Source organism: Paenibacillus sp. XY044, from assembly GCF_002257645.1.
In the GTDB taxonomy this organism is placed as follows: Bacteria; Bacillota; Bacilli; order Paenibacillales; family Paenibacillaceae; genus Paenibacillus_AQ.
In genome coordinates this window covers 292073-317063 of the sequence record NZ_NQMO01000002.1, presented here as the reverse complement: position 1 = coordinate 317063, position 24991 = coordinate 292073, and the positions used below count along the sequence as shown (strand labels likewise).

The 24991-nt window shown below is 40.7% G+C and carries 34 protein-coding genes; 2 read left to right on the top strand and 32 right to left on the bottom strand.

Annotated elements, in window-relative coordinates; all coding sequences use genetic code 11:
- Window positions 1-106: 106 nt before the first annotated feature.
- The 24 genes from CJP46_RS09700 to CJP46_RS09590 form a co-directional block, all read right to left on the bottom strand.
- Window positions 107-484 (bottom strand): retropepsin-like aspartic protease, encoded by a 378-nt coding sequence (locus CJP46_RS09700; RefSeq protein ID WP_094595406.1) that lies wholly within the window; start codon window positions 482-484, stop codon window positions 107-109.
- Entirely contained in the window at window positions 474-731 is a 258-nt protein-coding gene (locus tag CJP46_RS09695; RefSeq protein ID WP_094595405.1) for a hypothetical protein, read from the bottom strand. The genes CJP46_RS09700 and CJP46_RS09695 overlap by 11 nt, the downstream gene beginning before the upstream one ends.
- A 153-nt stretch (window positions 732-884) precedes the next feature.
- Window positions 885-2069 (bottom strand): alanyl-tRNA editing protein, encoded by a 1185-nt coding sequence (locus CJP46_RS09690; protein ID WP_094595404.1) that lies wholly within the window; start codon window positions 2067-2069, stop codon window positions 885-887.
- Window positions 2070-2283: 214 nt separating this feature from the next.
- Window positions 2284-2823, bottom strand: coding sequence for a GNAT family N-acetyltransferase (locus CJP46_RS09685; RefSeq protein ID WP_094595403.1), 540 nt, complete (start codon window positions 2821-2823; stop codon window positions 2284-2286).
- Window positions 2824-3011: 188 nt separating this feature from the next.
- Window positions 3012-3605, bottom strand: coding sequence for a YdeI/OmpD-associated family protein (locus tag CJP46_RS09680; RefSeq protein WP_094595402.1), 594 nt, complete (start codon window positions 3603-3605; stop codon window positions 3012-3014).
- Window positions 3606-3705: 100 nt separating this feature from the next.
- The gene (locus CJP46_RS09675; protein WP_094595401.1) at window positions 3706-4194 is read right to left on the bottom strand and encodes an NUDIX domain-containing protein; all 489 of its coding nucleotides are present in this window, start codon (window positions 4192-4194) and stop codon (window positions 3706-3708) included.
- 223 nt (window positions 4195-4417) lie between these two features.
- The gene (locus CJP46_RS09670) at window positions 4418-5356 is read right to left on the bottom strand and encodes a P-loop NTPase family protein (protein WP_094595400.1); all 939 of its coding nucleotides are present in this window, start codon (window positions 5354-5356) and stop codon (window positions 4418-4420) included.
- A gap of 150 nt (window positions 5357-5506) precedes the next feature.
- A complete protein-coding gene (locus tag CJP46_RS09665; RefSeq protein ID WP_094595399.1) occupies window positions 5507-6262 on the bottom strand; it encodes a DUF3600 domain-containing protein in 756 nt (251 codons plus the stop codon).
- Window positions 6252-6836: a sigma-70 family RNA polymerase sigma factor gene (locus CJP46_RS09660; RefSeq protein ID WP_094595398.1), complete on the bottom strand. Its 585-nt coding sequence runs from the start codon at window positions 6834-6836 to the stop codon at window positions 6252-6254. The genes CJP46_RS09665 and CJP46_RS09660 overlap by 11 nt, the downstream gene beginning before the upstream one ends.
- A 203-nt stretch (window positions 6837-7039) precedes the next feature.
- Window positions 7040-7630 (bottom strand): NUDIX hydrolase, encoded by a 591-nt coding sequence (locus tag CJP46_RS09655; protein WP_094595397.1) that lies wholly within the window; start codon window positions 7628-7630, stop codon window positions 7040-7042.
- Window positions 7631-7922: 292 nt separating this feature from the next.
- Window positions 7923-8018: a competence inhibitor ComI gene (gene comI / locus CJP46_RS37035; protein WP_019639195.1), complete on the bottom strand. Its 96-nt coding sequence runs from the start codon at window positions 8016-8018 to the stop codon at window positions 7923-7925.
- A gap of 300 nt (window positions 8019-8318) precedes the next feature.
- Window positions 8319-8867 carry a GNAT family N-acetyltransferase gene (locus CJP46_RS09650; protein ID WP_094595396.1) on the bottom strand — a complete coding sequence of 183 codons (549 nt, stop codon included), beginning with the start codon at window positions 8865-8867 and terminating at the stop codon, window positions 8319-8321.
- 141 nt (window positions 8868-9008) lie between these two features.
- Window positions 9009-9383 (bottom strand): VOC family protein, encoded by a 375-nt coding sequence (locus CJP46_RS09645; RefSeq protein ID WP_094595395.1) that lies wholly within the window; start codon window positions 9381-9383, stop codon window positions 9009-9011.
- Between the two features lie 92 nt (window positions 9384-9475).
- Window positions 9476-9955, bottom strand: coding sequence for a DinB family protein (locus tag CJP46_RS09640; protein ID WP_094595394.1), 480 nt, complete (start codon window positions 9953-9955; stop codon window positions 9476-9478).
- A 103-nt stretch (window positions 9956-10058) separates the two neighbouring features.
- Window positions 10059-10361 (bottom strand): histidine phosphatase family protein, encoded by a 303-nt coding sequence (locus tag CJP46_RS09635; protein ID WP_256992284.1) that lies wholly within the window; start codon window positions 10359-10361, stop codon window positions 10059-10061.
- A gap of 117 nt (window positions 10362-10478) precedes the next feature.
- Entirely contained in the window at window positions 10479-10835 is a 357-nt protein-coding gene (locus CJP46_RS09630; protein WP_094595393.1) for a RidA family protein, read from the bottom strand.
- 42 nt (window positions 10836-10877) lie between these two features.
- The gene (locus tag CJP46_RS09625) at window positions 10878-11483 is read right to left on the bottom strand and encodes a zinc dependent phospholipase C family protein (protein ID WP_094595392.1); all 606 of its coding nucleotides are present in this window, start codon (window positions 11481-11483) and stop codon (window positions 10878-10880) included.
- 438 nt (window positions 11484-11921) lie between these two features.
- Window positions 11922-12377: a GNAT family N-acetyltransferase gene (locus tag CJP46_RS09620; protein WP_094595391.1), complete on the bottom strand. Its 456-nt coding sequence runs from the start codon at window positions 12375-12377 to the stop codon at window positions 11922-11924.
- Window positions 12378-12493: 116 nt separating this feature from the next.
- Complete coding sequence (gene lspA / locus CJP46_RS09615; RefSeq protein WP_094596121.1) at window positions 12494-13063, bottom strand: signal peptidase II; 570 nt, start codon at window positions 13061-13063, stop codon at window positions 12494-12496.
- A 183-nt stretch (window positions 13064-13246) separates the two neighbouring features.
- Window positions 13247-13825, bottom strand: coding sequence for a histidine phosphatase family protein (locus tag CJP46_RS09610; protein ID WP_094595390.1), 579 nt, complete (start codon window positions 13823-13825; stop codon window positions 13247-13249).
- Window positions 13826-13919: 94 nt separating this feature from the next.
- Window positions 13920-14525 (bottom strand): hypothetical protein, encoded by a 606-nt coding sequence (locus tag CJP46_RS09605; protein WP_094595389.1) that lies wholly within the window; start codon window positions 14523-14525, stop codon window positions 13920-13922.
- A 231-nt stretch (window positions 14526-14756) separates the two neighbouring features.
- Window positions 14757-15215: a WapI family immunity protein gene (locus CJP46_RS09600; RefSeq protein WP_094595388.1), complete on the bottom strand. Its 459-nt coding sequence runs from the start codon at window positions 15213-15215 to the stop codon at window positions 14757-14759.
- An 8-nt stretch (window positions 15216-15223) separates the two neighbouring features.
- On the bottom strand, window positions 15224-15727 hold the full coding sequence (locus CJP46_RS09595) for a 2,4'-dihydroxyacetophenone dioxygenase family protein (protein ID WP_094595387.1): 504 nt from the start codon (window positions 15725-15727) through the stop codon (window positions 15224-15226).
- A complete protein-coding gene (locus tag CJP46_RS09590) occupies window positions 15711-16316 on the bottom strand; it encodes a GyrI-like domain-containing protein (RefSeq protein ID WP_256992281.1) in 606 nt (201 codons plus the stop codon). The genes CJP46_RS09595 and CJP46_RS09590 overlap by 17 nt, the downstream gene beginning before the upstream one ends.
- Window positions 16317-16428: 112 nt before the next feature.
- Here CJP46_RS09590 and CJP46_RS09585 point away from each other — a divergent pair, with 112 nt between their 5' ends.
- Window positions 16429-16893 (top strand): AraC family transcriptional regulator, encoded by a 465-nt coding sequence (locus CJP46_RS09585; protein ID WP_094595386.1) that lies wholly within the window; start codon window positions 16429-16431, stop codon window positions 16891-16893.
- Window positions 16894-16917: 24 nt separating this feature from the next.
- Here CJP46_RS09585 and CJP46_RS09580 read toward each other — a convergent pair whose 3' ends face one another.
- From CJP46_RS09580 to CJP46_RS09555, 5 genes are all read right to left on the bottom strand, one after another.
- Window positions 16918-17412 carry an NUDIX domain-containing protein gene (locus tag CJP46_RS09580; RefSeq protein ID WP_094595385.1) on the bottom strand — a complete coding sequence of 165 codons (495 nt, stop codon included), beginning with the start codon at window positions 17410-17412 and terminating at the stop codon, window positions 16918-16920.
- A 222-nt stretch (window positions 17413-17634) separates the two neighbouring features.
- The gene (locus tag CJP46_RS09575) at window positions 17635-18075 is read right to left on the bottom strand and encodes a pentapeptide repeat-containing protein (protein WP_094595384.1); all 441 of its coding nucleotides are present in this window, start codon (window positions 18073-18075) and stop codon (window positions 17635-17637) included.
- A gap of 221 nt (window positions 18076-18296) precedes the next feature.
- On the bottom strand, window positions 18297-18716 hold the full coding sequence (locus CJP46_RS09570; RefSeq protein ID WP_094595383.1) for a GNAT family N-acetyltransferase: 420 nt from the start codon (window positions 18714-18716) through the stop codon (window positions 18297-18299).
- Between the two features lie 199 nt (window positions 18717-18915).
- Window positions 18916-19305, bottom strand: a complete 390-nt coding sequence (locus CJP46_RS09565; RefSeq protein ID WP_094595382.1) for an SRPBCC family protein — start codon at window positions 19303-19305, stop codon at window positions 18916-18918.
- Window positions 19306-20017: 712 nt separating this feature from the next.
- Complete coding sequence (locus CJP46_RS09555) at window positions 20018-21382, bottom strand: aminotransferase-like domain-containing protein (protein ID WP_094595380.1); 1365 nt, start codon at window positions 21380-21382, stop codon at window positions 20018-20020.
- Window positions 21383-21562: 180 nt separating this feature from the next.
- Here CJP46_RS09555 and blaOXA point away from each other — a divergent pair, with 180 nt between their 5' ends.
- Window positions 21563-22372 (top strand): class D beta-lactamase, encoded by an 810-nt coding sequence (gene blaOXA / locus CJP46_RS09550; protein WP_094595379.1) that lies wholly within the window; start codon window positions 21563-21565, stop codon window positions 22370-22372.
- Between the two features lie 218 nt (window positions 22373-22590).
- Here the strand turns inward: blaOXA and CJP46_RS09545 are convergent, their stop codons facing one another.
- The 3 genes from CJP46_RS09545 to CJP46_RS09535 all read right to left on the bottom strand — a co-directional run bounded on the left by CJP46_RS09545 (window position 22591) and on the right by CJP46_RS09535 (window position 24254).
- Window positions 22591-23169, bottom strand: coding sequence for a GNAT family N-acetyltransferase (locus tag CJP46_RS09545; protein ID WP_094595378.1), 579 nt, complete (start codon window positions 23167-23169; stop codon window positions 22591-22593).
- Between the two features lie 154 nt (window positions 23170-23323).
- Window positions 23324-23680 (bottom strand): hypothetical protein, encoded by a 357-nt coding sequence (locus CJP46_RS09540; protein ID WP_094595377.1) that lies wholly within the window; start codon window positions 23678-23680, stop codon window positions 23324-23326.
- Between the two features lie 274 nt (window positions 23681-23954).
- On the bottom strand, window positions 23955-24254 hold the full coding sequence (locus tag CJP46_RS09535; RefSeq protein WP_256992328.1) for an NUDIX hydrolase: 300 nt from the start codon (window positions 24252-24254) through the stop codon (window positions 23955-23957).
- Window positions 24255-24991 lie beyond the last annotated feature (737 nt).

Here is a 24991-nt window from a genome sequence, read left to right as displayed (position 1 = left end):
ATCCTCCTTTCGTTATTCTAACTTTCCCCGCCATCTATAATGCGACCCGACCTTAGATCATTATTATCTTAAGTCGGGTCTTAGACGCCTTTGATTCCTTTTATTTTCAATGTTCAAAACGTAATTCTAATCCTTTTAAGTCAATAATAAAATTGTGTTGTTTTAGGATATCCAATCCGAGTAAACCTTTATGATCTTTAGGCAGTATGCCTATATCGATTTCTATGTTTTCAATACGGCTTGTACCTATTTCAATCATGTCCATAATTTTTGTATAGAAAGGGACGCTTCCGCCGATCCCGTATGCTTCATATATTACATCCCCTGTTTCGTAGGTCACACCAATTTCCTCTAAAATATCAGGACTAATTATAGTGTGGGAAGATCCGGTATCAATAATTACATCATCTATTATTAATACTCTTCCTCTGAATGTAACGGCAATTGAAGTCGAGATTAACTGTCCGTCAAAGTTAATTTTCATTACTATTACGTCTTACTCTCATTAATGGGTCCCGGCGTAGATGAATCACAAAGTCTTGATTGGAGGTATGATACACGACATTCCCAGGCTTCGCTTGAAAAAACTCCTTATTAGCATCTTCTTCAGATATAGTGCGAATCGGAGCAACATCGTCTACTATTTTTAAGTTGCCTTCCTCATGAAAATTAAGTATGGAAACCAGAACAAATTGGTCAGGGAATAGTTCCCTTACTTCTTGCCATTTCATTCGTTCTACCTCCTATAAAATCGTCCTTATTAGCCTTGCTACCTTGATTTTATCATACTTAAAATCGAGTAATTCCAAAGTATTTATGACTTGAAATACAGGCTCTTTATATTTCAAAGACCATTCACTTCGCATACACATACCCTGAACAACTTACTCCTCATCCACAGACGCTATTAACTCCCCCGCAAATTGGTAAAACGCCATGGCATCCTCCCCGTTGGCAAAACCGGCCTGCGCCATTTTATCGCTGCCTCCGCCTTTACCGCGATAGTCGGCCAAGTGCTGCTTAAAAAGTGCGCCGCAGGCGACTTCGCTTTCCCCTCCCCGGGCGAGAAGTACCTTATGGTCCGCACCCGATACGAAAAGCACGATCGCATCAGCTTGCTCGGTGAGTTTGGCCGCCAGATTCTGCATATCCTTCAGCGGCTTGTCCGCAAATGCATGCTTAATCAAGCTGCCCTGACGGTCGGCCAACAGCTTATCAGCCAGGTAAACGTCATTCTCGGCTTTAACCGCGCTCAGTTCAGCCTGGAGTTGCTTCTGCTCCTGATCCCATTTTGCAATCCGGTCCACAATTTCTTCCTTGGCGGTATTGAACCTGGCCGACAAACTGCCGAGAATCTCCATGCCGGCATTAAATTCTCTGAGCGCCCGATAGCCGCACTTAAAATAAACACGCGTATGCCCCTTTTGCTTCTCAACCCTCAGCAGTTTGATCATGCCGATCTCACCAGTCGCGGAAACATGCGTGCCGCCGCAGGCGTTATACTCGATTCCTTCTATCTCAACGATGCGGATATTTTCGGTTACCTTCGGCTGCTTCACCAGCGGCAGGGCGGCAGCCTGCTCCCGGCTCACAAAATAATTCGTCACTTTTCGATTCAGGTAGATCTGATCATTGACTTCCAGCTCCAGCATCATGAGCTCATGCGAAGGCAGATCGGACCGGGCGATATCAATGGTGGCGTAATCCTCGCCCAAGTGGAAACTGAGCGTCTCCGCCTGGCATACCTCCAGACACATGGCCGACAGCAAATGCTGGCCGCTGTGATGCTGCATATGGTCGAACCTTCTCTCCCAATCCAATCGGCAGCGAACGTCTTCTTTTTCAGGAAAACGCTCGACCTTATGCAGAATGTCTTCTTCCTCCAAAACGACATCCAGCACCGGAATGGTATCGATCCACCCCAGGTCACAGGGCTGCCCGCCGCCATGCGGATAAAAGGCCGTCTCCTCCATGACCACATAAGTTCCGTCTTCCCGCTCCACTTTGCGCGTAATACGCGTCTCCCACTCCCGGGTATATGCAGATTCGTAATATAGCTTTTTCGTCATGTCCGTGTCCTCACTGTTTCATGGTTAAATTTATGTTAATCTCAGCTTACTATAAAACGGTCCCTATGCGCCAAATCCTCCTGAAAATAAAAAAACCGTCTGCAGTCATCCTTACAGAACGGTCTTTATCATAGGTGTCGACGATGCGCCCCAGCCTCAAATCCTTTTTAAGCCGGGAAGCGAAATTTCATGGAAGACATTTTTGCACGATCGGTTATGTAGCAACCCCATGCTGCATGCCTCCGCTGCTTTCCAAAAATTCTAACCGCTCCACACAATATAAATCATAGCGCTGCTGCGGATGATTAATCGATTGATAGAGCTGCTTATTTCGCTCATTTGCTAATTGAACATACGGCAGCTTTTCCACTGCTTTCCTCGATCGGATGTTTTGAGTGCGGATCTTCAAATAGATCGTTTCAATTTCATGCCCAAGAAACAGTTCGGCAAAAAATACCTCTTTCGCGCGTTGGTTATACCCTTTTCCAAAATAAGGTGCCCCGATCCATGTAGCCAGAAAGCCTGTTCGATGATTGATTTGATACAAATCCATGGTGCCGATGGGATGGCCGATCTCGTCAAGAATCGTTCTGGAAATGCACGTCCCCTGCTCTTCTTCAACGATCAACTGCTTGGTGATGAATAAGTATTCCTCATAGGATTGGCATGGATAACGGACATAGGGAAAAACGGCCGGATCCGTCATCAGGTTGTACAGTGCATGGCATTCGTGCAAATCACGTTGCTTTAACATTTCATCGCCACCCTAGTCCTTGTGATTGGCTATACTTAGATTTATAGATTGAACTAAAGTTTGACATTGCTTTAGTTTAATCTTTCTAAGTATATAAAAGGACTTGGAGGATTAGATGAATGCTGCATTTTCCAGATGTTAAATCCGTCTTTAAAAACTGGATTTGGCTATGCCCTGTGCACCGGATATTACCGTTCGTTTAATCCCTTGCCATCGAGGATTTGCTGCATGCATTTTTCGACCCGTGACACCCGGGTTTTGGATTGTTTAGGCGCGGAAAAATAAAGCACATATGCTCTTTGCCGCCCTGGCGTCAATGCCTCAAAAGCAGCCTTCAAAGCGGGATTTTCATCTAATTGATGTTGAAGTTCTTCGGGAATCTCGAGTTCTGTATCCTGGATGATATCCACTTTCACACCGGATTGTTCTACTTCAATTGCTTCCGCAATATAAGCTTTCAAGATAGGTTCCAGCTCAACGATGTCTTTGGTATCGTTAAACCGAATCTGGCGTCCTACCTTCGTATTCTCCCCGGTTTTGACTAGAATGCCCTGGGGATCTTGTAACATGTACCCTTTGAAAAACAGAAGTGCCAAATAGGCTTTAAACCCTTGGATGATCACGATGTTTCGCCCCTCAGACGCGTAACAAGGTTTGCCCCACTTCAATTCCTCGGTCAGCCCACAGTCAAGCAGGATCTCTCTCAATTTCTCCATTTCTTCAAGCCACATCGTGGCTCTGCCTATATATGCATCTACCTTGGGATTCATTTTGTTTTCCATGGTTATGTCCTTTTCTCGCAATAGTTTAGTATTATATCCTTATTTGTTTACAGAAAGTTGTTTGCTGATACGGTGTGGGCAGCCCTGCCTTGAATTAGTCTCACAATGGATTGGGGAGATAGTAGTTATAAGTCCTATAATTGTTGTTTGTCCTTATTTTATCCCCTGCATATAAACCATTCTTAGTTTCCCAGGCCGTCGTAATGATATTCTTACTTAACTCAATAATCTCATTTGATTTTTGCACTTCTTCTATATCCCAATATTTCATATCAGCTATTTCTGCTTCATCTTTTATCATGGATCCTGAGACAAACTTCATTTCAAAAACGATATACAAACTCGTTTGTATTTTACCATTTCGTTCTTGTGTTCCGGAGCGAAGACATACAATTCGATCTGATTTGGTTACTAAACCCGTTTCCTCTTTAAACTCTCTTTCAGCAGCTTCTTCAATGGATTCTCCTTGTTCGGCAAAGCCACCCGGAATCATCCACATTCCTCGATTAGCCCCATAATCAATCTTCACCAACAGAACGGAGTGATTGTTAAATAAAATACCACCTGCTGAAATTGAGAAATGATTCATATACTTCCTCCCGAAAGTTCATTTGACTGTGAATTTACCATATAGAGGAAGACGTATGCCAATACATAAAACAAATGGATCATGCTGTCCTATAAGTATATTCAATTTGCTTGATTTCTCATATAGTGGCCCTAAAGGACAGACGACGATGCGTTATTCGCAGTTGTCCGCTTCATCCTTTTTTCTTAGATGCTCCTTGTGAGCAAACTCCATAACTCCACTTTTATGTGATTCTTTCAAATAATGTTCCCTCATTGTTCCGGTTCGCATACAAATCCTTTTCGGTTATCAATAAACTAGTTACATTCTTATGATCTGTAATAAATCTTACAGTTACGCTGATATCATCCAGATAAAATTGGTCAGTCCCTTTTGGCCTCATTTTTTTATTTCCAAAGATCCACAGTTCATCCTTGATGAATTCTACTGAAATTTTAAGATCCATATCCTGATTATGATATAAACCCGAATATGTCTTCAGTAATGAAGTTTCAAGGACGGGATCCGGAAAGTATTTCAAATTGAATTTTTCAAGCGCTTGTTGTTGATACACCCCGTAATCTGCCGACGAGTTCTCTATGATCTCAGCGGGGATGTTTAATTCACGAACGATCTTATTGGCAATTTCGGCATATTCCAAAAAGAACGATAGGTGCGACTCGGGCCCTTGCTCTTGCCGGTTTCTAAAATAAGGCTCATCTTTATATTCATCATGTTTTCGCAGCAGATATCCTTTACCGCCGCGAGCCTCGACCATCTTGTTAATAGCGGCTAGTGCATCCTTCTGGTAAAAGTAGATCAAACCACAATTTTCCTTACTCAGCCGGTCGCTCACTTTATGTACCAATGATTTAATAAGTTCTCGTTCCGCCTCTTTATGGAGCAAATGAACCATCGGACTCTGCAAAAATGCGGATTCCATCACTACAACTTCTTCATTAGGATCATGATCCAGGAACTTTGACCATCGATCATAATGTTCTGCAAGGAACAAGGCGTTATCTTCGTAACCGGTAAACTCGATAATCGGGTGATCGTATGTAGTTTCAAGATATAACCCACACGAGAGTCCATTCCGTTCAAATTGATTGGCTAAAAACCGGGCAAATGTGGATTTCCCTGAACCAGGAATGCCTTCAATGAGTATGAGATTTTTCTTCATGGAATCATCCTTAAAAATTGATTTGGACCGGGCACACCAAGGGGCCGTTTGTCGGCCCGCGGTAATGATGCTGTCCCGATGTTAATAGACTTACTACGATTATAGAATGCTTTTCAAAAAGAAACTCATGTAAATCAGAGAAAATTAAGATCATGGCTTAACTGTAATGCCCAACTTTTTAAAATACGGTTGCAGCTGCTCTGTCACCCGATCTATATTCGATTCATCTTCCACTGAAATTCGCTCTAGATGGACGCTCCCATCCGGATCAAGGGTTTTGGCGTCATACGCCTTCAATTCATCGATTAATTTCTGAAACTCATCGAATTCTTCTTTGCTGAATGCCAGCCTGGCTTGGTCTACGATTCCTCCCCAGAAAGCAGCGTTATCTGCCATTTTAACTTCCCTTTTCGGGGATGATTGAATTTCGTTTAATTTACTAAAGATAGGCTCAAGCTCAGATAATAAGCTATTATATTGTTTTTGTTCATCTGCGCTCAATCGATCAGGATGAATGTCCCCATTGGCATCGGCAATCTTCATATTCATCGTTCCCAACTCTTTAAGTAAAGGCAGCCATTTTGTAAATTCCTCTTCACTGAGGTTTTGTTTGGCGCTCTGCAGTTTTGCCTCAAGCTCTGCGTACTGTTCTTGACCCACCCCATACTTGGCGATATTCTCCTGTGAACCATAGATGGAATCCGCTAGGTAACTGTACCCGGCATATGCGCCAGTCGGGATTAACAAGGCAGCGGTCAAAATACCTGCAGCAATCCATTTCTTCATTCGCCGTCCAGGTTGATGAGTTACGACCCGGTTCAGTATTTTCCCCTTAAGATCAGCGGGTACGTTCCAATCTTTGGTTTCCTCCGTAAAGGCAGTTTTCAATCTTTCATCAAGACTCATTTAGCTTCTCCACCCTTCCCGTTGCCAGAATGCTCATATTCTGTTTTTTACGAATTTTTTGCAGAGCAGCATGGATCCTTGATTTTACGGTACCAAGAGGTATCTCTAGTATGGCTGCAATCTCTTCTTGCGTGTAATCGTTTAAATAATGCAGGGTAATTACGATCTTTAGCTTAAAAGGAAGCCGATCTACGCATGCAAGCAGCGAACGGTTCGATACCTTGTTAACCACTTCATTGGAGAAATCGTAGACCACCGCTTGATCAATCTGTTCCACTCTTTTGATGATTCGTACATGTGTCCAACGCTTTCTTCGATGTGCTTGAATTTGCCGCATCACGATTCCCATTAACCAAGGCCGAAACGGCCTGTTTGCATCAAACTTTTCAAGAGACCGATATACTTGAATATAAATCTCCTGAATAACATCCTCGGCATCAGACTGTTCTTTAACTAGAAAATAAACGGTTTTGTAAACGTCCTTAATGGTTGCTTCATATAACTCTCCAAATGCATCACGACTTCCCGTAAGTGTAAGTGCAACGAGCTTTGCATATTCAGTTGGATGATTCATTTGCCACCTCCCCTTATGCCTACATTATTTATTGGTAAAAACGAATGATATCGTTCGAATTATTTTCTAGATGATTCTGTGCAATGGCCAAAGAAATGGTAAAAGCCCTCCGGATAACAATCGAAGGACTTTTTTTGGGGTGTCTTTGCTAATGTGGTCGCCAATGATAAATATGTAAGTGTTAATTGCAATGATATAAATCCTCAACCTCTGTCGGGCTGCAGCGTGAATACATTGTTATCTGATCTATTGCCTTTTCTAAACTGCTCACGAAAGTACCAAGCATTTATCATTTCTTTATCTGTCATTTGTTCCATATCCTTGTTCATTTCAATCAAAATATCGTGTGTCCATTTGTCATTTTCATAAAAACAACGGTGCTCATAACAGTTTACGTCGCCTATAAATCGATGTATGCTTTTCGGAATGATGTCCGCGATCCCGTTATTTTCCGGGTGCATAATCCACTCCATACTCTTCCAGTCCAGGATTCCTTCCGGTGTTTTTATGGGAGTCTCGTAGATGAAATCGGACGGCAACTCAGCAAAATAAGCATACATCCCACCGGTTAACTTACCATCTACAATCCAAGTAACAATACTCTTAAAATCAATGGAGTCTAGGGCAATTCCTGTCTCTTCCTCGATCTCTCTCAGCGCAGACTCTCTTGGTGATTCGTTCTCTTCGATTTTTCCGCCCACGCCATTCCACCTTCCCATCCAACTCGGCTTTTCCCGGTTAAGAAGTAAGATTTGATCGTTTTGTTTAAGGAAGCAAATGTTGTATTTAAACATGAATAACCGCCTTTCAGATAACGTATAAAGAGGTTTCGTAAACCAAGGCTTAAGCACGCATATTGAAACGATATTATGTGATGAAGTTGCCATTTTCGTTTACCCTTCAAACAAACTTTCCTTTCCTAAAATTAATTCACGCTTTGATACATTTTTTCATTATGTTATTATATAAGTAATAAAGACCAAGTGCAGCAACACTTGGTCAGTACAACTGGCTTGGATGGTTTATTCCCTTCTAAGTCGAATAAGAACAAAACCCACCTTCGGCCTCAACCTTTGGGTGGGTTTTTTACTTTCTCTTGTTGTTATTGTTGATGTATGTTAAAAGAGCAAGAATGAACGTTCCAAAGAGGAACATGATCGTTAATGCATCTTTCACTTCCATGGCTTCACCTCCTTTCGAAGGGAAACCATGCCCACCCAAGATTCAATTGTAGTTATATTTTACCTTTATCGGCACATGCGTACAAGCGTTCTCACATAAAGTAAGTTATTCTTTCTTGGTTTTTTTCTGTTATTATTTGTATCTCTACCACATACCGTTTCCGTGTCCCCCCTTTCCAGCGCAATGCACTCAATCGGTGCGAGATTGTCCAACGATCGAATACCCTGGTAGACCAATACGATTCGGTGTTAGACACAGTGTTTGGCAAACTGACTTCTTTTTCGTAAACCTACCTGCTACTTATCGTACATTATAATCTCTCTTAAGCAATGCAAATATCGCAGTATCCACAAACCGATTTCTCCAAAAAAAATGTTCCTTTAAAATCCCTTCTTCTCTAAATCCGGCTTTACCGAGCACCTTTCTTGAATTCACATTTTCCGGTACAACGAATGCTTCGATCCGGTTTAATTCCAAATGATGAAATCCGTATTCAATCGCCTTCTGAATGGCCTCCGTCATAAAACCTTTGCCCCAGTACTCTGGTGTCAGTTCATATCCAATCTCAGCTTTATAATGATGTTTCATCCAACCGTGATATCCACATGTTCCAATCAGACGGTTTTCCGACTTTAGAGTAATCCCCCAGCGAACACCTAGATTTTTTTCAAACCTCTGCTGCCACCTATCAATTAATTCCTCGGCTTGTTTAATATTCGTAAAGCTCTCCAAGTCATAAAATTTTGTTACTTCATCTAGAGAGAAATAATGGAATAGGTCTCTTGAATCTTCCGGTGCAATCTGTCTTAGGACTAATCTTTCCGTTTCTAATATGGGGAATGGGGTCATCTTTTCTTCTCCCTTCATGATGAGGACATTTCGCCTAAAGTTCCTGCATTCGCGGCAAGAGCCAGCCTTAGATAGCTCCTATCTTTGGCCGGCTCGAGTGTTGTCTGAGTTATTTTCCATGACTCATTTCCTTAAAGCATCCTATCCCCCGAACGCAATTCTATATCCATCAATGTCTTGAATCGTAAATTCACTAAAAAAATCATTCAAATCCGGACCCTGTACAATGGGGATTCCTTTATCCTTGATCTCTTCTAGCAATTGTCGAACATTTGTATAACAAAAAGCGTCAAAATAGAGTCCGTTTTTAACTGCAGAAGATGGTCTTATATCTGCTGGATCAGCTGCTTGATGAAGAATAAAGGTTACTTTATCTCGTGTCATGTGTACATGTTGGACAGTTGGACCACCAACTAGTTCATAATTGAAACCCAGCTTCTTATAAAAATCGATTGATTTTTCAATATTTCTAACAAGTAAAACCATCGATGGTCCGGAAAATGCAGCCTGATTCATCTTCGAATACCTCCGTTCATCAATTGAGCTTGCACCAGTTTCAGATAAGTTTCCTTCTGGTTTAAAGAATTTACGTCTCATTGGTTCAAACGTTAAATATCGAATAAGCCTCTGCCAATGAGGTTTGCAGTAACGGGCTTCTTACCGATTTCTCGTGCCCATATAGACAATTGACCAATGTGGTGGATCTCGTGGGCGATCAAGTGCCGCATAACTTCGCCGTATGTATGGGCTTCTCGTTCCCCATCATCTGTGATATCTATCATAATGCGGTCTTCCAGGCTGTCATTCCAATCATAGACAAATGGGGCAAGTTCCTCATGGCAACGTGCAGAAAAATCTTTAATCTGCTGCACACTAGCCACTTTCTCGAACGGAGGGATTTCAACCGCCTTTTCTTGTATTCCACCGCATATCCAGCCGTACTCGACTCCGACAATATGATACAGCGTGGGAAGGAAGTAGCCTATGCCCCCGGTGCGTTTTTTAAGCAACTCTTCTTCGCTCACCGTATCACACCAGTCTAACCAATCTTTGCGAACCTGCCAGTTATACTCGAATAATTTCAGCATGCTGTAGCCTCCTTGAATAAATATGGGGTTGCCCCTGCAATAAGTTCTCAAAAAACTTACTCAAACGGGTATACCTTATATCTCCCATTATCTGAGGAGTATTTTAGTAAATTACCATCATTAGGGAGACCCATAAAACTTCCCTTCGTAAGAGGTCCGCATCCCCTAAATCAAACACGTCAATACGTCGCTCTACCAAAGATTTCAATCCACTAATGATTTCTGCAGTTTGAATTGCTCGAACTTGGGGTGAAGAAAATACATAATCAAAGTGAACTTCTTTTAGTTCGTCTCTAAGGGCCTCTGCCTGTTGGATTCCATAAGCATTTAATGGTAAGCCCCTTCTACCTTGGAGTCTTCCTTCTTTATTCAAATCAGTTTGTCCATGTCTTACTACATAAATCATCCTGGTGCTCCTTAAATGAACTGTTTAATTGCTCCGAGAATCATCCAACGTTCCCGGTGTATGGCATTCCACAGACTTACGACCCCGAAGGAATCGGGCGCGATGCGGTCGAAACAGCTATTCCATTTTATCCATCTTTACTGCTATAACATCCATTTGGATATTAAATCCGATATCACTTTTAAAAACTGTCCGTGCGGGGTAAGGCTCTTTAAAGTATTCTTTATAGATGGGTTCTAGCATTTGCGGAGTAATCTCATCATAATTAAGGATCACGGTAACTTTGATTACATCTTTAAGACCGGCTTCGAATTTTTGAAGTAATTTCTCAATATTACCTAATGTTTGTCTAATTTGCTCATCCGGATTATCTTCCAGGCTATTTGGCCCCTGTCCCGCTACATAAATCGTATTGTCTACCTTTACAGCATCTGAATAAGCTAGCGGAAGATTGTTTTTAATATACTCTTTCATATTCTTCCTTTCTTCTTAAGTAGTTGATTTTGCATTTTCTCCTCAAATCATACGCTGTAAATTCATTACTGCTATATTCACCGATGTTTCAATATATCCTTCGATCTGAATAAAGCTAAAGACATTTAAGGGTTCATCGATTACTTGTTTTTTATAATTCATGTCCCCTAAAACATGTGGAACAAATTCAATGGCTTCTTTGGATTTAACCTCTTGTAGATCAATGGCCTCAGGTGAACCACCGATTGCTTGCCTCATTTCTTCGATATAGCCATAGTGTTCTAACAATTTCCCATTCAGTAATCTGAAATCATTGTGATACAGCGGATATACGCCTGCGTCCGCCTCCATTCGATTCCTCAGCCAAGGCATATAAAAGCCCTTCAACCACTGATCGTCGGCTATTAGATGTGTAAAATATCCAAGCACATATAAGTTATCCGAGTATGATTTATACTTATCGAGAAACCCATGATAGTCAATGTACCGCGTGTAATTCTGATGTTCACCCTTAAAAAAATGGGATTCATCCTTTGTTTGAACAGCATCGGGAGCAACGCTTCCAAGTAGAAACGAAGTTCGATCTTCGATATTAAATCTTTCGGCAATTCTATGGCCAATAATTAAGTGCATGATTCTGGATCCCATTATGAATATCACCTCATTTGTAATCTATCCTCAGGCAATATATCTTGAACTCTAATTTATAGGGATAAATGATATTCCCTGCCTCTAGTAAGTGCATGTTGATATACTTCAATACTGCTGCAAATCACAATTATTTTAGCATCCATGTTACCATCTCCAACAAGTGCTAACATGCATATTTTCCTGATTATACCATCAAATCTCATCTCTTATTCCAATAAAATATCTTGTATAGGTTGGCTAGGAATTTCGGAGTTGAGACAGGAATGCACTTTGTATTCAAAACATTAATTGATGAATTCGTGTCTTAAGAAGTGAATGCGGGAACCCGATCGGTAGGGGTATATACTACAGTTGTAAAAAAAGGGGGAATCGAAATTCTCCCCTTAATGTGGTTATTCCACTCAAATTATAATTCGCGAGGTCTTTTAGGCTCGTTTATGATTTATCAGTAAATGTAAAATGATAAACACTGGATATCTCTCCACCAAGTTTTCTATAGAATTCAACCGCGTGTTGATCCAAAGCATCTGCTTGAACAAAAATTTCATTGATTTGCTTTGTTTTACAATTCTCAACTAATTCCCTGACCAGACGGCTTCCTATTCCCTTACGTTGATCATTCCTTCTTACCGCTATGTCATATAAGTACAAACTGGAACCCAATCGATCATACATGGGTAGTTCGTATCCTGTTAATCCACCAATAACCTCGTTACCTTTTATTCCAACGATACAAATAAATAAAGGATTTGATAAAAGCTCTGCAATATTATCATTATTGACGAAGTCCGTATTAGGTGTCTCAAACTCCTTATTGAACAGCAATACTAAATCAAAAAACAGTGATTCATTACCTACTTGTAGCTTCCTATATGTAACATTTTTATCCATGTTAACCTCCAATTCATTGAGTTATCTTAATGGATATTTCAGTCCACCTAACAGCCTTGTTCACAACATACGTCTCTCTGATTTTAACGCCAATCTGATATCTCAGCTGGCGGCATTTACTTTTTATGAACCAGTTCCTGCAATTCTTTATCCTTATTACGTGACCCTATCAAAGGATGGATCATCCCAATAATAACCCCAATGCATAAGAAGGAATCGGCTACATTAAAAACGGGAAAGTTGAAAAAATGAACTTGTATCATGTCCACAACTTCCCCTTTAAAAACTCGATCGATAAAATTGCCCATTGCTCCGCCTAATATCAGGGCTAGACCATAAGGCAAAATCGTATTCTCACGGTGCGCTTTGGGTAAATAGAGCATAATTCCGATAAGGACAACGGTCGTCGCGATAATAAAAAACAGGATCTGTCCCTGCAAAATACCAAAAGCAGCTCCTCTGTTTCGGATGGAGGCAAGATCAAGAATCCCAGGTATTAAGGGGATTTCCTGTCCGATTTTCATGTAAGCCGACACAAGCCATTTGGCTGCATGGTCCGCGATAATCACGCACATGGCTATAAAGTAGTAGCGATACACGATAAGAACTCCTCCCTCATTTTGGACGAAAGCGCCAGTAAAGTTTCCCGGCCGGCAGTAATCTTCGGTGATAACCTTGTCTTCCATCTTAATCACTGAAAATTAAAAGCTCCCTTTCAAAAAATAAAAGGTTGATACGGAAATGATTAAAATTCGATAAAAGCCTCAAACAGCGTATGTCGTTACATAGCAAAAAGGAGTGTCTCAATAGCCATTGCATCATGACCTTGTGGCACCCCTTTTTAACTATAGGCTCTTCTTCAAGCTTCATCAAAATGGTTCTATCCACAATCGTTTCGATCCTTTAAACACGCCTTCGTCAAACTCCATCTTGTAAATATCAGGTTTTGAAGTTCCTAATAAAAATTCCAAGTTGTATTGTTGATCAAAATACCCCATCATTAACGTCATGACCAATCCATGGGTACCGATTACAACTTTGTGCCCCTTGTAGCGGTTCAATATGTCTTTAAAAGTCGCGAATACCCGCCTTTGGCAATTCTCAAGAGATTCTCCTCCCGGCAGCGAAAAGCCCGGATTCGAAAACATCCTCCTTACCGTTGGCATCAACTCCTGGTCAGGTACAATTTGCCCTTCGTCTAAAAAGACCAGTTCTTTCAGATCTTCATAAACGATGATCTCTTTGCCTTGAGCGCGCGCTAAATCTTCAATCGTTAAAATCGCCCTGCTATAAGGGCTTGAAACAAACGTATCGATTCCCTCATTCATCAATACTTCAGTAATCCGAATGGTGTCCGACTTTCCCTTGTCCGTCAGCCCACGTGTTCTTTCGTTTCCTTCCAGTTTAGGCGATTCGCCATGCCTCACCATATAGATATAGGTTTTCATAAGCACTCCCCTGGAGCCATTCCATAGTAGATACGGCTCTTTACGGAATTTTCTATTCTATTAGCACAGAACTTATTACATAACCTCAATTCATTTAATCAGTAAAAGTAATTTTTTTAAGCTCAAAAATAGTTGCCTCTGATAACAAGATAAGCCTATCGTTATTAACAACAAAAAAACTTAAACCCACAGGTATGCTGAGTTTTGTAGAAGGGTCACTTATCTCTATTGCTTTTACTACATCATTTATATCTAAGTCTGGGATATCTATTTTATAATATCTATAAAAAGAGTCAGAGTTATAGCATGCCGCTGTAATCTGATATAATGGATTTTTTAGTTCATATTGATATTTTTTATACTTTTTAAGTCCTTTTGATGAAAAAAGGTCTTTTTTGATTATAATTTCATCTCCAATAAATTTTTGCCCTGTTGGATATTCAGAAGCATCATTATATGAGTTTGCAAATCCTAAAAGCTTCTCAACTTTCCAAGTTCCATAGAAATATTTTTCAGTCTCATTATCCAAATTGATACGTTCTACAGTACAATATTCGGATGTGTTTTTTGGAATAATAGACTCATCCGTTTCAGGTTTAGGCTCACTAGAAGTGTTTGGATTTGATGTCATTTCAACATTTCCACAAGCCGATGCTAGCATCAACATTATCATAATACAAACCAATAATATTTTTTTCATATTTCACATTTCCCACTATAAAGTTATGTTTTCGCCTGTTTACTCGCTTGCTAACTGGAAGATTTGCTCAATAACCCGGAAGTTCTAGCAATCCCATATAGCCCCGCCGCGTGAATACAAGCGGCCGAAGGTAAAGCCTCTCACTTTCCAATGTTCTGTTTAATTGCTTCATAGTATTCTCCCTCCCGTTTATTTATATAAAAGATGTTTCCAGCTTCTGCAGGTTACTTACTAGCCTATAATTCCATTCATTCCTCCATATATCGTAGTCATTTCATTTATTTCCTCAAGAGTTTTACCAATATAGCTTTGATCCGCTTCAAAAAAGAATATTAATTCATTATCAATGGACGGATATTCTTTATATCTGCCTTCAATTATGGCTCTTCCTCGATTTTCAATCGTAACAGTCACTTCTAGATCGGCTTCGTCATTGGTTAATTTTGCAGTCCCAATGCAACTCTCATATATTTCTTTTAGCTGATTCTTAAATACATATATTTCTCCAGTTGAGATCCAAACGGATCCTGAGGCATAGTAACTTCCACTCTTAATTTTAATTGAACTCTCCGTATCATAGCCACCGGAATGAGAAGTGGTTTGCGGAAATCCATGTATCTTCTCTAATTGAATCATCACGTACTGGTTATTCTCACCATATATTTGAAATTGGTTCATAATCTTAAGCATCACAACTCCTAATAAACAAGATCTTCACGCACTTCGATTCCCATCTCATTGCAATAATCTCTATATTTCTTCAGTACTGTAAAAATATCATCTTGACCAATAACTAGATTGTCATGATCGAAATATTGCAATGATCCGCCCAGAATGAATAAAGTAATAACTTCCTCATCTTCCGTAATAAGTGTATGAATATCCCCAGGCGGCTCAAAAATAAAGGTTCCTGGTTTCGCAATCCAATTACGTCCTTCATATCTCCATTGTCCCTGAATGTTGTATCCTATAACAGATCCTCCAGTATGCCGGTGGCGTGTCAGCACTTGATTACTCTTTATTTTAAAGAGGTATATCCATGTGCCGGTTGCAAGGTCAAATCGAAGTGGTTTAAAATAACAATTTGCTTCTTTCCCCTCATCGAAAGGCACCCAAGGTAAATCTTCCATATCAAACACCCTTTCAGGTAATTGAAGATTCTCTGCCAGTTTTACTACAGCATCTTTAATCAATGGATTCATGAGATAGTTCTCCTTTTTTCTCAATGGGAAAATACAAATATAAATCTCCATTTGTATCCGCAGGACGATAATATTCATGTACTGCCCCGACAATGGAATAATGATGAGCCGGTAAGAAATCGTTCATCATATAATCGAACTGTTTCTGATAAGTGTTCTGGTTGCATTTAATTACAGCGTATTTATATGAGGGAATGACCCATTTAGTCCACCCATTTGGGGCTACTGAATCATCGAACACTTCACATCCCGCTAAATATTTGCCTTGATCTGTCCATCGTTCAAATCGCTCTGAGATATCGCTCATAGCGCCCCATATCCCAATGATATTACCTGCAGTATCTTTTTTAGCTAAGTTTCTAATCTCATTGAAATTATCATTTGCCTCTTTCCAAAGTGGGGCAATCCATTTTGGGCCTTCTGATGACGCCCCTTGGCTTAACTTTCCGATGACTGTAAAAGAGGTCTTTTCTTCAATGTGTACGGACATAATTACACGCTCCATAGGGTGGTTTGGTTTTATAGTTCCTTCAATCATGAAATTCAAACTCATATATTTTAAAGTCACCTTCATCATGATCATTGGCATAGATGAACCCACTTTTTTCGAAACATTTAATACAAACTAACTAGTGCATATATTTTTATATCATGTTAGCATTCGTTGTGTATCCAATATAATCCAGAAAGGAAATGAAAAAATGGCTATTAAAGTTGAAATGATGCCAAACACCCGTATTGCATTTGTGCGACAAGTAGGTCCATATGGTCCGATGAACATTCAGGCAATGGAAGCGTTAAAGAAGTGGGCTAAAGCAAAAAATTTACTCGACGGATCATCCATACTACTTGGAATAGCACAAGATAATCCGGAAACTACACATCCCGAGAACTGCCGTTATGATGCTGGTATTGTTATTTCAGACGATTATCGAATCGATCCAACGGATAACGACATTTTCGAAACTGAGCTTGCCGGTGGCCATTATGTTACCTATGAGGTGAAACATACAGCCGAAGACATTCAAAAAGCATGGGCCGATATTTTTCCTGCGTTATATTATAGTGGATATCAAATGGACAACAAGCCCATTTTCGAAAGATACATTGGCGATATGTTATACAACAATTATTGTGAGATATGTATACCTGTAAAAGCGTTATAGACCAGCATTTCCTCGATGATGTGATTAACTTTCATAATTCTTATTTCGATATGGTTCTAAGCTCTGATTTCTAAAGTATTCTTTAAAAAAATCCTTTGTTGTTTCAGGGAATTGATAAGTTATTGATAGTTGGTCTGACTCGGATATACCTTGTTTTATTTTTTCAATGGGTATCCATTCCGTTCCGATTTGTCCAATATCAGCCTGTGAGCTGATAAAAGCAGCAGTCGCATTGATGCTGCATTCATAAATAAACTCTACTGAATGTACTTCCTTCAAAATAAAAGAGTATTCATGATTCTTTGATATGTATTCTCTTATACAAATGAACTTATGCTCCACGATGTCGATTCCAAGTTCCTCTAAGCATTCACGTTCTAATGTCTGCTCTATGGTTTCGCCTATCTCCTGAGCCCCTCCTGGCAAAGTATAATACACTCCCACTTCGTGACGTTCTTTCTTAATTGCGAGTAATTGTCCGTCTTGAATAATCAGTGCCCGAGCTGTATTTCTAATCATCTATGACACCTCTATAAATTATTAGTGAATATGCATCACTTTTACCTAACGCTCTCGTATTCACGACGTCGATCTCCCTTGGATTGCTCCTATCTTAGGGAGATCGATGTGTCCACCTGATCCAGCTTCGGGTGAACCAAAGATCGGCGTAATCCGATCTGCAGCGTGATTACTATGTTATCTGATGCCAGTGCTATCTTCGAGTTACTCACAAAAAGTTTATCATTTGTTCTTAAGCAGCTCTTCTATCAGTATCCCGTTGATCTTTAGGCCGGTAATGTCACAGTTATTTATCTCCATATTGCTCAGATTACAATTATGAAACACTATAGGCTTGTAATCTCCGTTTGGATCATAATTTCTGTCACCTTCCTGAGGCAAAACAATATTTACAAACTCAGTCCCGAATAGGTGTACATGATCTACCTTCATATGACTCATATTTGCATGCTGAACTGAAGTGGCGGATAGGTTAGCATTTCTAATATCAACTTCACTAGCATTAACGTCATTTAAGGTCATTCCACTCATATTTGCATTATTAATCTTAGACTTTGATAAATTTACATTATCAAAGTCTAATCCCTCCGCATTAACTTCTTTGAATTTAGATCCTGAAATGTCTTTCATCTCCAATTCCATCTTTGCAACTTCTAATCCCATACTCATTCTCCTTTTCAATTTAGGTTTGTATGTGAATTTCAATGATGTTTAATAATAGGTTTATACTGGTTTCAAATAACATCTCCCGTATTAAGGACGCGACCCGGCCTTAGATAACTCCTATCTTAGGCCGGGTCGTGTGTTGTCTGATCCATCTTCCATGATTATACATCTGGCAACCAAAGGGCGTAAGCCCCAAAGTGTGAGTATGATGTTATGTATTATTCATATATTAAAACCCAATACCTCTCCCCGGGCTTTCCTTCTTCAACAACTTTCTTCCATCCACTTTTTTCATAGAAACTCAATGCTTTATGATTTTCAGATACACACTTTAATCTTACTGGCGTGCCCATTTTTTCTATGGCATTCTTAACTAACTGAGTACCAACCCCTTTACCGCTAAAATCGGGGTGTACAAATAAATTGTGAATAAAACGATCAGGTAAATATAAAGATGCGAATCCTAGGATGCGCGAGTCTTCTTCAGCTAATAGTATATATTCTTCAGTTGTATCCCTATCAAAATCATTTAAATTCATCTCTTCTGCGTTCGCCCAGTGAAAGCTCTTACGACGCGATTCAAGATATATTTGTCTTAACTGAGGGTAGTCTATTTTACTTGCTTCTCTGATAATAATAAGATCAATCCCCTATCTATAAAAAATCATGAGTTATAAACATAATAAAGGATATGGTGAAACTCCTTCAAGCAGCAGGATGTCAGTTTTCATTAGCACGCTATTAAGCTTGGAAAGCGAAATACCGTAAAAACAAAAAAAACGCAGCATTTTTATGCTACGGGTTTCTAATATAAGTAGCGCGTGTCTGCCAGCAAAGTCAGAGGGACTGAAGGAATCGCTTGATTGCTTGGCAGCCTGCCTCGACTAGAGGTTCGACGCTCTGTGTCGCTTCATCTGGCAAGAAGTCACTGATCCAAACGAATTTTACTCCTTCAGCAGTCGGGAGCATCTGCATAGACGCGCTGTGATGAGTGAAGTCGCCATTAATTACAGTATAGGCCAGACGGCATGTCTCCTCATCTAGGGTTACAAGTTGCTCCTGGACCACATATCCGTTGTTAAAGGTCACCGTTCGCTGACCCGAGGCCTCCTTGCAATCCACAAGGACGCCAGCGAATAGTCTAGCGGCGTTTCCGAAGTCCCGAAGCTCTCCCCAAGCCTTATCGAGGCTGCAATTCACTTCTACTTCTCGATAGATGGTTGCCATAGCTCTTTCCCTCCTATGATTCTCTTGTCTCCGACAGTACCTAACTTATAAATACCTTCAAAGTGTTTTATCTCACTAAGGATTTCCGTACCTTTATTTTTCACGTAGTCAACTTCTCAACAAAATCACGAAAATCCTTCGAGAAAAACCAACTTGATCCATTTGCCCCTTGATTAAATGCAATCAAAACAGCTAACATCCGGGCAATTATTCTAAAAAGCCCTTGATAACAGGTTAAGCAGGAACATTAACATAAGCACCAAGATGAATAACCCCGCACACTTCCAGTACTGCTTCCGGTAGACGGCAACGATGGCTTCAATCAGCGTTACCCCAGTCAGGCACCACAGCAAGGCTTCGGTAATCGGGAACAGAAGCACAAACCATAGGAGTGAGGCGGCAGCAGCTTGGATGACAACACTCCCAAACAACAAAATCCATAAGGGGAGCAATTTTACTTTGGTGGATCTTCGTGACCAATAAGCCCACGCCTGATAGCATCCAATAAGAGCGTAAACTCCATAACCTTCATACGATAAGAACAAATCTACTCCCAACACCCCGCATTCTTATAAAAAACATTCCATCGCACTCGATTCATGTTGTATCGTGAGTATACCTTGAGAGTCATACGGCGGGAATGATTGTTTTAAGGCACTGTACCCGTACAGATATGGAGTACACGTTTACAAAAGCAGTCTTTTCTCCATAATCATATAAATTTCACAGTATGCACGCTGCTGAGTTGCTCTTGTATGACGCGAGCTATGGTTTGAACCCCGATCTCGATGTGCTTCTCCTCCACCTGCGATACGCTCAAACGGATCACTGAATCCTGGACAAACTCGGGCAGATACATTTTTCGTGCATCGTCAACGTATACGTTTTCCTTCTTCAGATCCTCAATAAATGTCCTAGCCTTCAGCGGACTAGGTAACCGGATCGTCGAATAGAATCCCGAATCCGATCCCGAATATGCCGCGCCGGGCGGCAGCTTCTCTTGATATGCCTTTTGCAATAAGGCCGCTTTCCTTCTGTAGATGGATCTCATGCGCTGAATATGAGCCTTGAACATGCCGCTCTTCAAATATATTTCCAATGCCGCTTGCGTAAGGACCGGCGTATGCAGATCAGTAGCGAATTTGGCGCTTAAGAATGAGTCACGCAGGAAGTCCGGAATGACTGCAAGCCCCAATCTTAAGCCGGGGAGCATCACTTTGGAAAAACTTTTGATATAAATGACCCTTCCTGATGGATCGTATGTGAACATCGGGTCCTGATTCTTGTCAGGATCGAGATCGCCTAAATAATCGTCCTCAATGATATAAACATCGTATTTTTGGGCCAACTCCACGATTTTCCGTCGTTCCTTATTCGAATAGCTGTAGCCTGTCGGATTTTGAAATCGGGTCACCGTGTAAAAGCATTTAATTTCATGATATTTAAACAGATGCTCCAGCCGGTCCATGTCGAGTCCTTTGTCCGTGATTTCGATTCCGTATGTCGTGGCCTGCTGATACTTGATCGATTCGATCATACTGACATGCGTGGGCTGTTCTACGCAGATATTCTTTTTGCCATTCGGAAAAGGAAGCGAAATCAACAGATGAATCGCTTGCTGTGATCCGGATACCACGCAGATTCGATCAGAAACCGTAAACACTTGCAGGTCGCGCAGATGTCGGGCCAGTTCCTCTCTTAGCGAAGGCAGCCCTTGGATCTCCGAATAGGTAAACATCTCTTCTTTATATACTTCAATGGCTTGATTGATGCAGTGCTGATAGTCCCGGTAAGGCATGGCGTTCTTGTCGGGACCCGCCGACAGAAAATCGATGAATCCCGTGTTAGTTGAATCTGAATGGCCTGAGGGAACGCGCTCCACAACGTAATAACCGCTCTTCGAGACGGAATAGATTTTATGCTTCTTTTCCAATTCGGAATACGCTTTGATGATGGTATTGACGCTGCAGCCGAACCTCTTAGCCAGCGATCGTATGGATGGGAGTCTCTTACCCGGTTTCAACTCCCCGCTGTCGATGAGCTGTTCGATCTGATTCATGACCTCGGCATAGATCACATGTATCCCCTCTTCCTATCATCAATCTGTATAGGTACAAACCTTAAATAACCAGATTTACTTGCAGCACCTGACACCATAGACTAATAGTATCAAAATGCATTTGATAAGGGGAACTTGTTCGATTCGATGGCCATCGAGACCATTCCCGAAATAAGTTATACAAGGAGTGATACAGCCGTGTTACAGATAAAAAAGAATAACCTCCTATCAGCATTTGTACTTATCTTCCTTGCAGTCGTTTGCTTGTTCACGTACTCGCCCAATGCCGAAGCAAAGCCAAGCTCTCCTCGACTTGAACTGGAACAAAATTTCCGTAAAATCAACGGGACCCTCGTCCTCAAGAACTTGAACACCAATCAAGTATATACATTCAATCCTGAACGAAGTAAACAGCGGTTTACACCAGAGTCCAGTTTCAAAGTAGCCAATGCCCTTATCGGTCTGGAAGTCAAGGCTGTCGCTGACGAATATGAAGTCAAGAGATGGGACGGTATCGTCAGAGAATTCCCGGTTTGGAACCGGGATCATTCGCTTGCTTCGGGTATGAGGGATTCAGCGATTTGGTATTACCAAGCGATGGCTCGCGATATCGGCCAAGAACAGATGCGGAAATACGTGAATCGGATCGATTATGGTAACCGCGACATCAGCGGAGGCATCGATACATTCTGGTTAAACAGCAGCTTGAAGATCTCTGCCGTAGAACAAGCGGATTTTATCGAAAAGCTGGTTAAAGAGGATCTGCCCTTTCAGAAGAAAACGATGAAAACGGTCAAGCGGATCATGATCGATGATGAGCAGGATGAATATACGATTCATGGAAAAACCGGTTCGAGGCTGTCCGATATGGGGCTTGGCTGGTATGTCGGTTATGTCGAAACGGATAAGAACACCTGGGTGTTCGCAGCGAATGTAGCCGGCAGCGGTGCTTTCGCTAAGCAACTGACTCTGGCAACATTGGAAAAGATGAAGATCTTGAATCAGTAGGAATTTGAGTTGATGGTCCTTCTGTTCGATTACTCGTACACTTAAGAGGTCCGGAATGAAGCCTTGATTCATTCAGCGAAACAAGACAGGGTCCTGACGAATAATTCGTCAGGACCCTGTTTTCCATGGATAATCTACAAATAATAGCTTTATTTAGACTGAGGCTGCTCGCTGCTCCAACGAGCGAACATTTTTCTAGTTAACTGACGTTGATGACATCACTGAATTGACTCATAGTGCCTTTCAATTAAATCTTTCTTTAGCATGGAGAATATTAATGTATCCGTAATGAACTCACCAAATATAAAGTCCCGAAGTAAACCCTCCTGTACAAAACCCAACTTTGATAAAAGCTTTACAGATGCATTGTTTTCCGGCATTACTTTAGCTTGTATTCGATTCATATCCAGCTCATGAAATGCAAAAGGAATAATCGTTTTGAGCACTTCGGTCATGATTCCTTTCCCCCAATAATCTCTTGATAAGTTATAGGATAAGTTAACCATGGATGCTCTAACGAAATCGTTCAATATGCAGGTCCCAATAATTTGATCATCCTCTTTCGCAGCTATTCCCCAAGTGATCATTTCTTTTCTAGTAAATGCGTTTTGAAACCGCGTAAATGTCTTTGAGGCTGTCTCCATATTTTTGGGTCCTGGATATCCCCAATATTTTGTTACTTCATCATCTGAGAAATAACTGTAGTATTCCTTGGCATCATCGGAATGTAATTCTCTCAATACAAATCTTTCAGTTTCAAGCTTAGGAAAAGTAGTAAATACATCTTTAAAAGGCATATGGATCCTCCGGTTTGCGATTTTTTAATACTTCATCAATTTCGGTATATAGATCGAACCTATCTTGAAACGGCTCTTATGTCATCTGGAACATCCTCCATGATTATACATCCTATGGCCGAGGGGCATCAGTCCCTCTGCGTAAAATATTATGTTATCGGATGCCCTCGGAATCCTGTGATGCTAAATACCTCCTTGCTTCTAACTTGATTCTTTCTCTTAGTTCTCTCTCGTCAGGTTTATAATACTCATCATCATAGAAAATACGATCGACCCCATCATCTAATTCGTTCCAAACAGATAACTCTAAGGGGTTATCAATTTCAACTGTAACTTTAAATATCTCCTTAGTAATATCAAATGAGTCTCTTTTATTCTTGATAATCTCCAGGCAAAGATCTTCTATAATTACCCTGGCACATTCTTCAAATGGTGGGACAGTGACATTTAGTTCGCCTAATGATCTTTTGAGATATTCTTCAAATTCAAATATGTTATCATTTTTGTCCATCGACGACAGTATATGGAATTTGATGATTTCTCTTCTTCAATCATTTTGTATGCCCATTTCAAGTAATCTGAGCCTAAAGCAATTCCCTTATGTATCTTATAAAAGAGCACCTTTGTTGCCTTACTGACTGTGTTCATGATTTTCCCTCTCTCTCGAGGATTGCCTATAACGGTTTTGTAAGAGCTGAGAACCTTTAAGCCTAGACGCGACAGCGACAGCCAGCCGGACCGCGACGTGCAGTGTTGAGTCTCTTCGAATGAACTACAATAGCATGCTAATAGTACTTTAATAATTCCATATCAATTTCATCAATATATCCAATGTCTTTCATTCCGTCCCAAAAAATCATCTTATTTGCTTCATCATTTTTGATAAAAGGCCTTTCAACTTCAATGTCCGCACTGAAAAGCCCCCCATATTCAACCTTTCCACTCTTTAGCGTAAATTTCATCAACCCCTTAAATCTCATTCTTTCTGGAATCTGATTGGTTTCTTCGAGCATTTCCCTTAATGCACATTCTCTCAGTGTTTCCCCTGGTTCGGTCATGCCACCGGCTAATTCCCAATTAGGTATGGCAATGTTTTATGTCTTCTTATTACCGCTATCCTAATTGATGATGGATTGTTAATGATGATTGATGGAATAAATCCCCTATTCTATGCTAAGGTCTATATGAGGTGCATCCATGAATGGTAAAAAACTTGTGCTCTTGATCGTGCTTATCTGTGTATGTGGATTAATAGCTATCTATGGGTTAATTTATTTGATCATATGGTTTGCTTTTAATTCATAAATATCGGCACCGGCGTTTTCGAATCTAACTTCTGCTTCCATCCACTCTCCCTGAATATTCCCCTGTTACAGTCTATTGGGAGGTGATAACATGAGTGGTAAAAAATTTTTCCTGTTGGTAGTCCTCATTTTCATAATTATCGAAATCGGGTTGATTGGAGCCTATTTTTTGGCGACGGCGGAACCACCAACTCAATAGACATTGAGTTGCGTTCACCTCTCCCTTGCTTATATTCATTGCTGTGGCGGTACCTCGATCCGTCAGTTACCCATTATTTATTAGGAGCTTGGTTTTATGATCAGTCCTATCTGGCCAATTATTGTGATTCCCACATTAATAGCTGTAAGAATATTCTTTATTCAGCGTCGAAAAAAATAGGAGATGCCAATCGTCCCCTCCTCTGCTCATCTAACTATTCCTTAGTTCTTGCATTTTATATAAGTAGGAGTTGATTCGCGTGGCTTTGATACTGTTTGGTATTTTTGTATTGGCTTACGGTCTATCTGCGATCTTAAGA

What these genes read in the sequence shown, in the direction of transcription:
- CJP46_RS09700 (WP_094595406.1), bottom strand. Translation starts at nt 484, where the DNA reads ATGAAAATTAACTTTGACGGACAGTTAATCTCGACTTCAATTGCCGTT.
- CJP46_RS09695 (WP_094595405.1), bottom strand. Translation starts at nt 731, where the DNA reads ATGAAATGGCAAGAAGTAAGGGAACTATTCCCTGACCAATTTGTTCTG.
- CJP46_RS09690 (WP_094595404.1), bottom strand. Translation starts at nt 2,069, where the DNA reads ATGACGAAAAAGCTATATTACGAATCTGCATATACCCGGGAGTGGGAG.
- CJP46_RS09685 (WP_094595403.1), bottom strand. Translation starts at nt 2,823, where the DNA reads ATGTTAAAGCAACGTGATTTGCACGAATGCCATGCACTGTACAACCTG.
- CJP46_RS09680 (WP_094595402.1), bottom strand. Translation starts at nt 3,605, where the DNA reads ATGGAAAACAAAATGAATCCCAAGGTAGATGCATATATAGGCAGAGCC.
- CJP46_RS09675 (WP_094595401.1), bottom strand. Translation starts at nt 4,194, where the DNA reads ATGAATCATTTCTCAATTTCAGCAGGTGGTATTTTATTTAACAATCAC.
- CJP46_RS09670 (WP_094595400.1), bottom strand. Translation starts at nt 5,356, where the DNA reads ATGAAGAAAAATCTCATACTCATTGAAGGCATTCCTGGTTCAGGGAAA.
- CJP46_RS09665 (WP_094595399.1), bottom strand. Translation starts at nt 6,262, where the DNA reads ATGAGTCTTGATGAAAGATTGAAAACTGCCTTTACGGAGGAAACCAAA.
- CJP46_RS09660 (WP_094595398.1), bottom strand. Translation starts at nt 6,836, where the DNA reads ATGAATCATCCAACTGAATATGCAAAGCTCGTTGCACTTACACTTACG.
- CJP46_RS09655 (WP_094595397.1), bottom strand. Translation starts at nt 7,630, where the DNA reads ATGTTTAAATACAACATTTGCTTCCTTAAACAAAACGATCAAATCTTA.
- comI (WP_019639195.1), bottom strand. Translation starts at nt 8,018, where the DNA reads ATGGAAGTGAAAGATGCATTAACGATCATGTTCCTCTTTGGAACGTTC.
- CJP46_RS09650 (WP_094595396.1), bottom strand. Translation starts at nt 8,867, where the DNA reads ATGACCCCATTCCCCATATTAGAAACGGAAAGATTAGTCCTAAGACAG.
- CJP46_RS09645 (WP_094595395.1), bottom strand. Translation starts at nt 9,383, where the DNA reads ATGAATCAGGCTGCATTTTCCGGACCATCGATGGTTTTACTTGTTAGA.
- CJP46_RS09640 (WP_094595394.1), bottom strand. Translation starts at nt 9,955, where the DNA reads ATGCTGAAATTATTCGAGTATAACTGGCAGGTTCGCAAAGATTGGTTA.
- CJP46_RS09635 (WP_256992284.1), bottom strand. Translation starts at nt 10,361, where the DNA reads ATGATTTATGTAGTAAGACATGGACAAACTGATTTGAATAAAGAAGGA.
- CJP46_RS09630 (WP_094595393.1), bottom strand. Translation starts at nt 10,835, where the DNA reads ATGAAAGAGTATATTAAAAACAATCTTCCGCTAGCTTATTCAGATGCT.
- CJP46_RS09625 (WP_094595392.1), bottom strand. Translation starts at nt 11,483, where the DNA reads ATGGGATCCAGAATCATGCACTTAATTATTGGCCATAGAATTGCCGAA.
- CJP46_RS09620 (WP_094595391.1), bottom strand. Translation starts at nt 12,377, where the DNA reads ATGGATAAAAATGTTACATATAGGAAGCTACAAGTAGGTAATGAATCA.
- lspA (WP_094596121.1), bottom strand. Translation starts at nt 13,063, where the DNA reads ATGGAAGACAAGGTTATCACCGAAGATTACTGCCGGCCGGGAAACTTT.
- CJP46_RS09610 (WP_094595390.1), bottom strand. Translation starts at nt 13,825, where the DNA reads ATGAAAACCTATATCTATATGGTGAGGCATGGCGAATCGCCTAAACTG.
- CJP46_RS09605 (WP_094595389.1), bottom strand. Translation starts at nt 14,525, where the DNA reads ATGAAAAAAATATTATTGGTTTGTATTATGATAATGTTGATGCTAGCA.
- CJP46_RS09600 (WP_094595388.1), bottom strand. Translation starts at nt 15,215, where the DNA reads ATGCTTAAGATTATGAACCAATTTCAAATATATGGTGAGAATAACCAG.
- CJP46_RS09595 (WP_094595387.1), bottom strand. Translation starts at nt 15,727, where the DNA reads ATGAATCCATTGATTAAAGATGCTGTAGTAAAACTGGCAGAGAATCTT.
- CJP46_RS09590 (WP_256992281.1), bottom strand. Translation starts at nt 16,316, where the DNA reads ATGCCAATGATCATGATGAAGGTGACTTTAAAATATATGAGTTTGAAT.
- CJP46_RS09585 (WP_094595386.1), top strand. Translation starts at nt 16,429, where the DNA reads ATGGCTATTAAAGTTGAAATGATGCCAAACACCCGTATTGCATTTGTG.
- CJP46_RS09580 (WP_094595385.1), bottom strand. Translation starts at nt 17,412, where the DNA reads ATGATTAGAAATACAGCTCGGGCACTGATTATTCAAGACGGACAATTA.
- CJP46_RS09575 (WP_094595384.1), bottom strand. Translation starts at nt 18,075, where the DNA reads ATGGGATTAGAAGTTGCAAAGATGGAATTGGAGATGAAAGACATTTCA.
- CJP46_RS09565 (WP_094595382.1), bottom strand. Translation starts at nt 19,305, where the DNA reads ATGGCAACCATCTATCGAGAAGTAGAAGTGAATTGCAGCCTCGATAAG.
- CJP46_RS09545 (WP_094595378.1), bottom strand. Translation starts at nt 23,169, where the DNA reads ATGCCTTTTAAAGATGTATTTACTACTTTTCCTAAGCTTGAAACTGAA.
- CJP46_RS09540 (WP_094595377.1), bottom strand. Translation starts at nt 23,680, where the DNA reads ATGGACAAAAATGATAACATATTTGAATTTGAAGAATATCTCAAAAGA.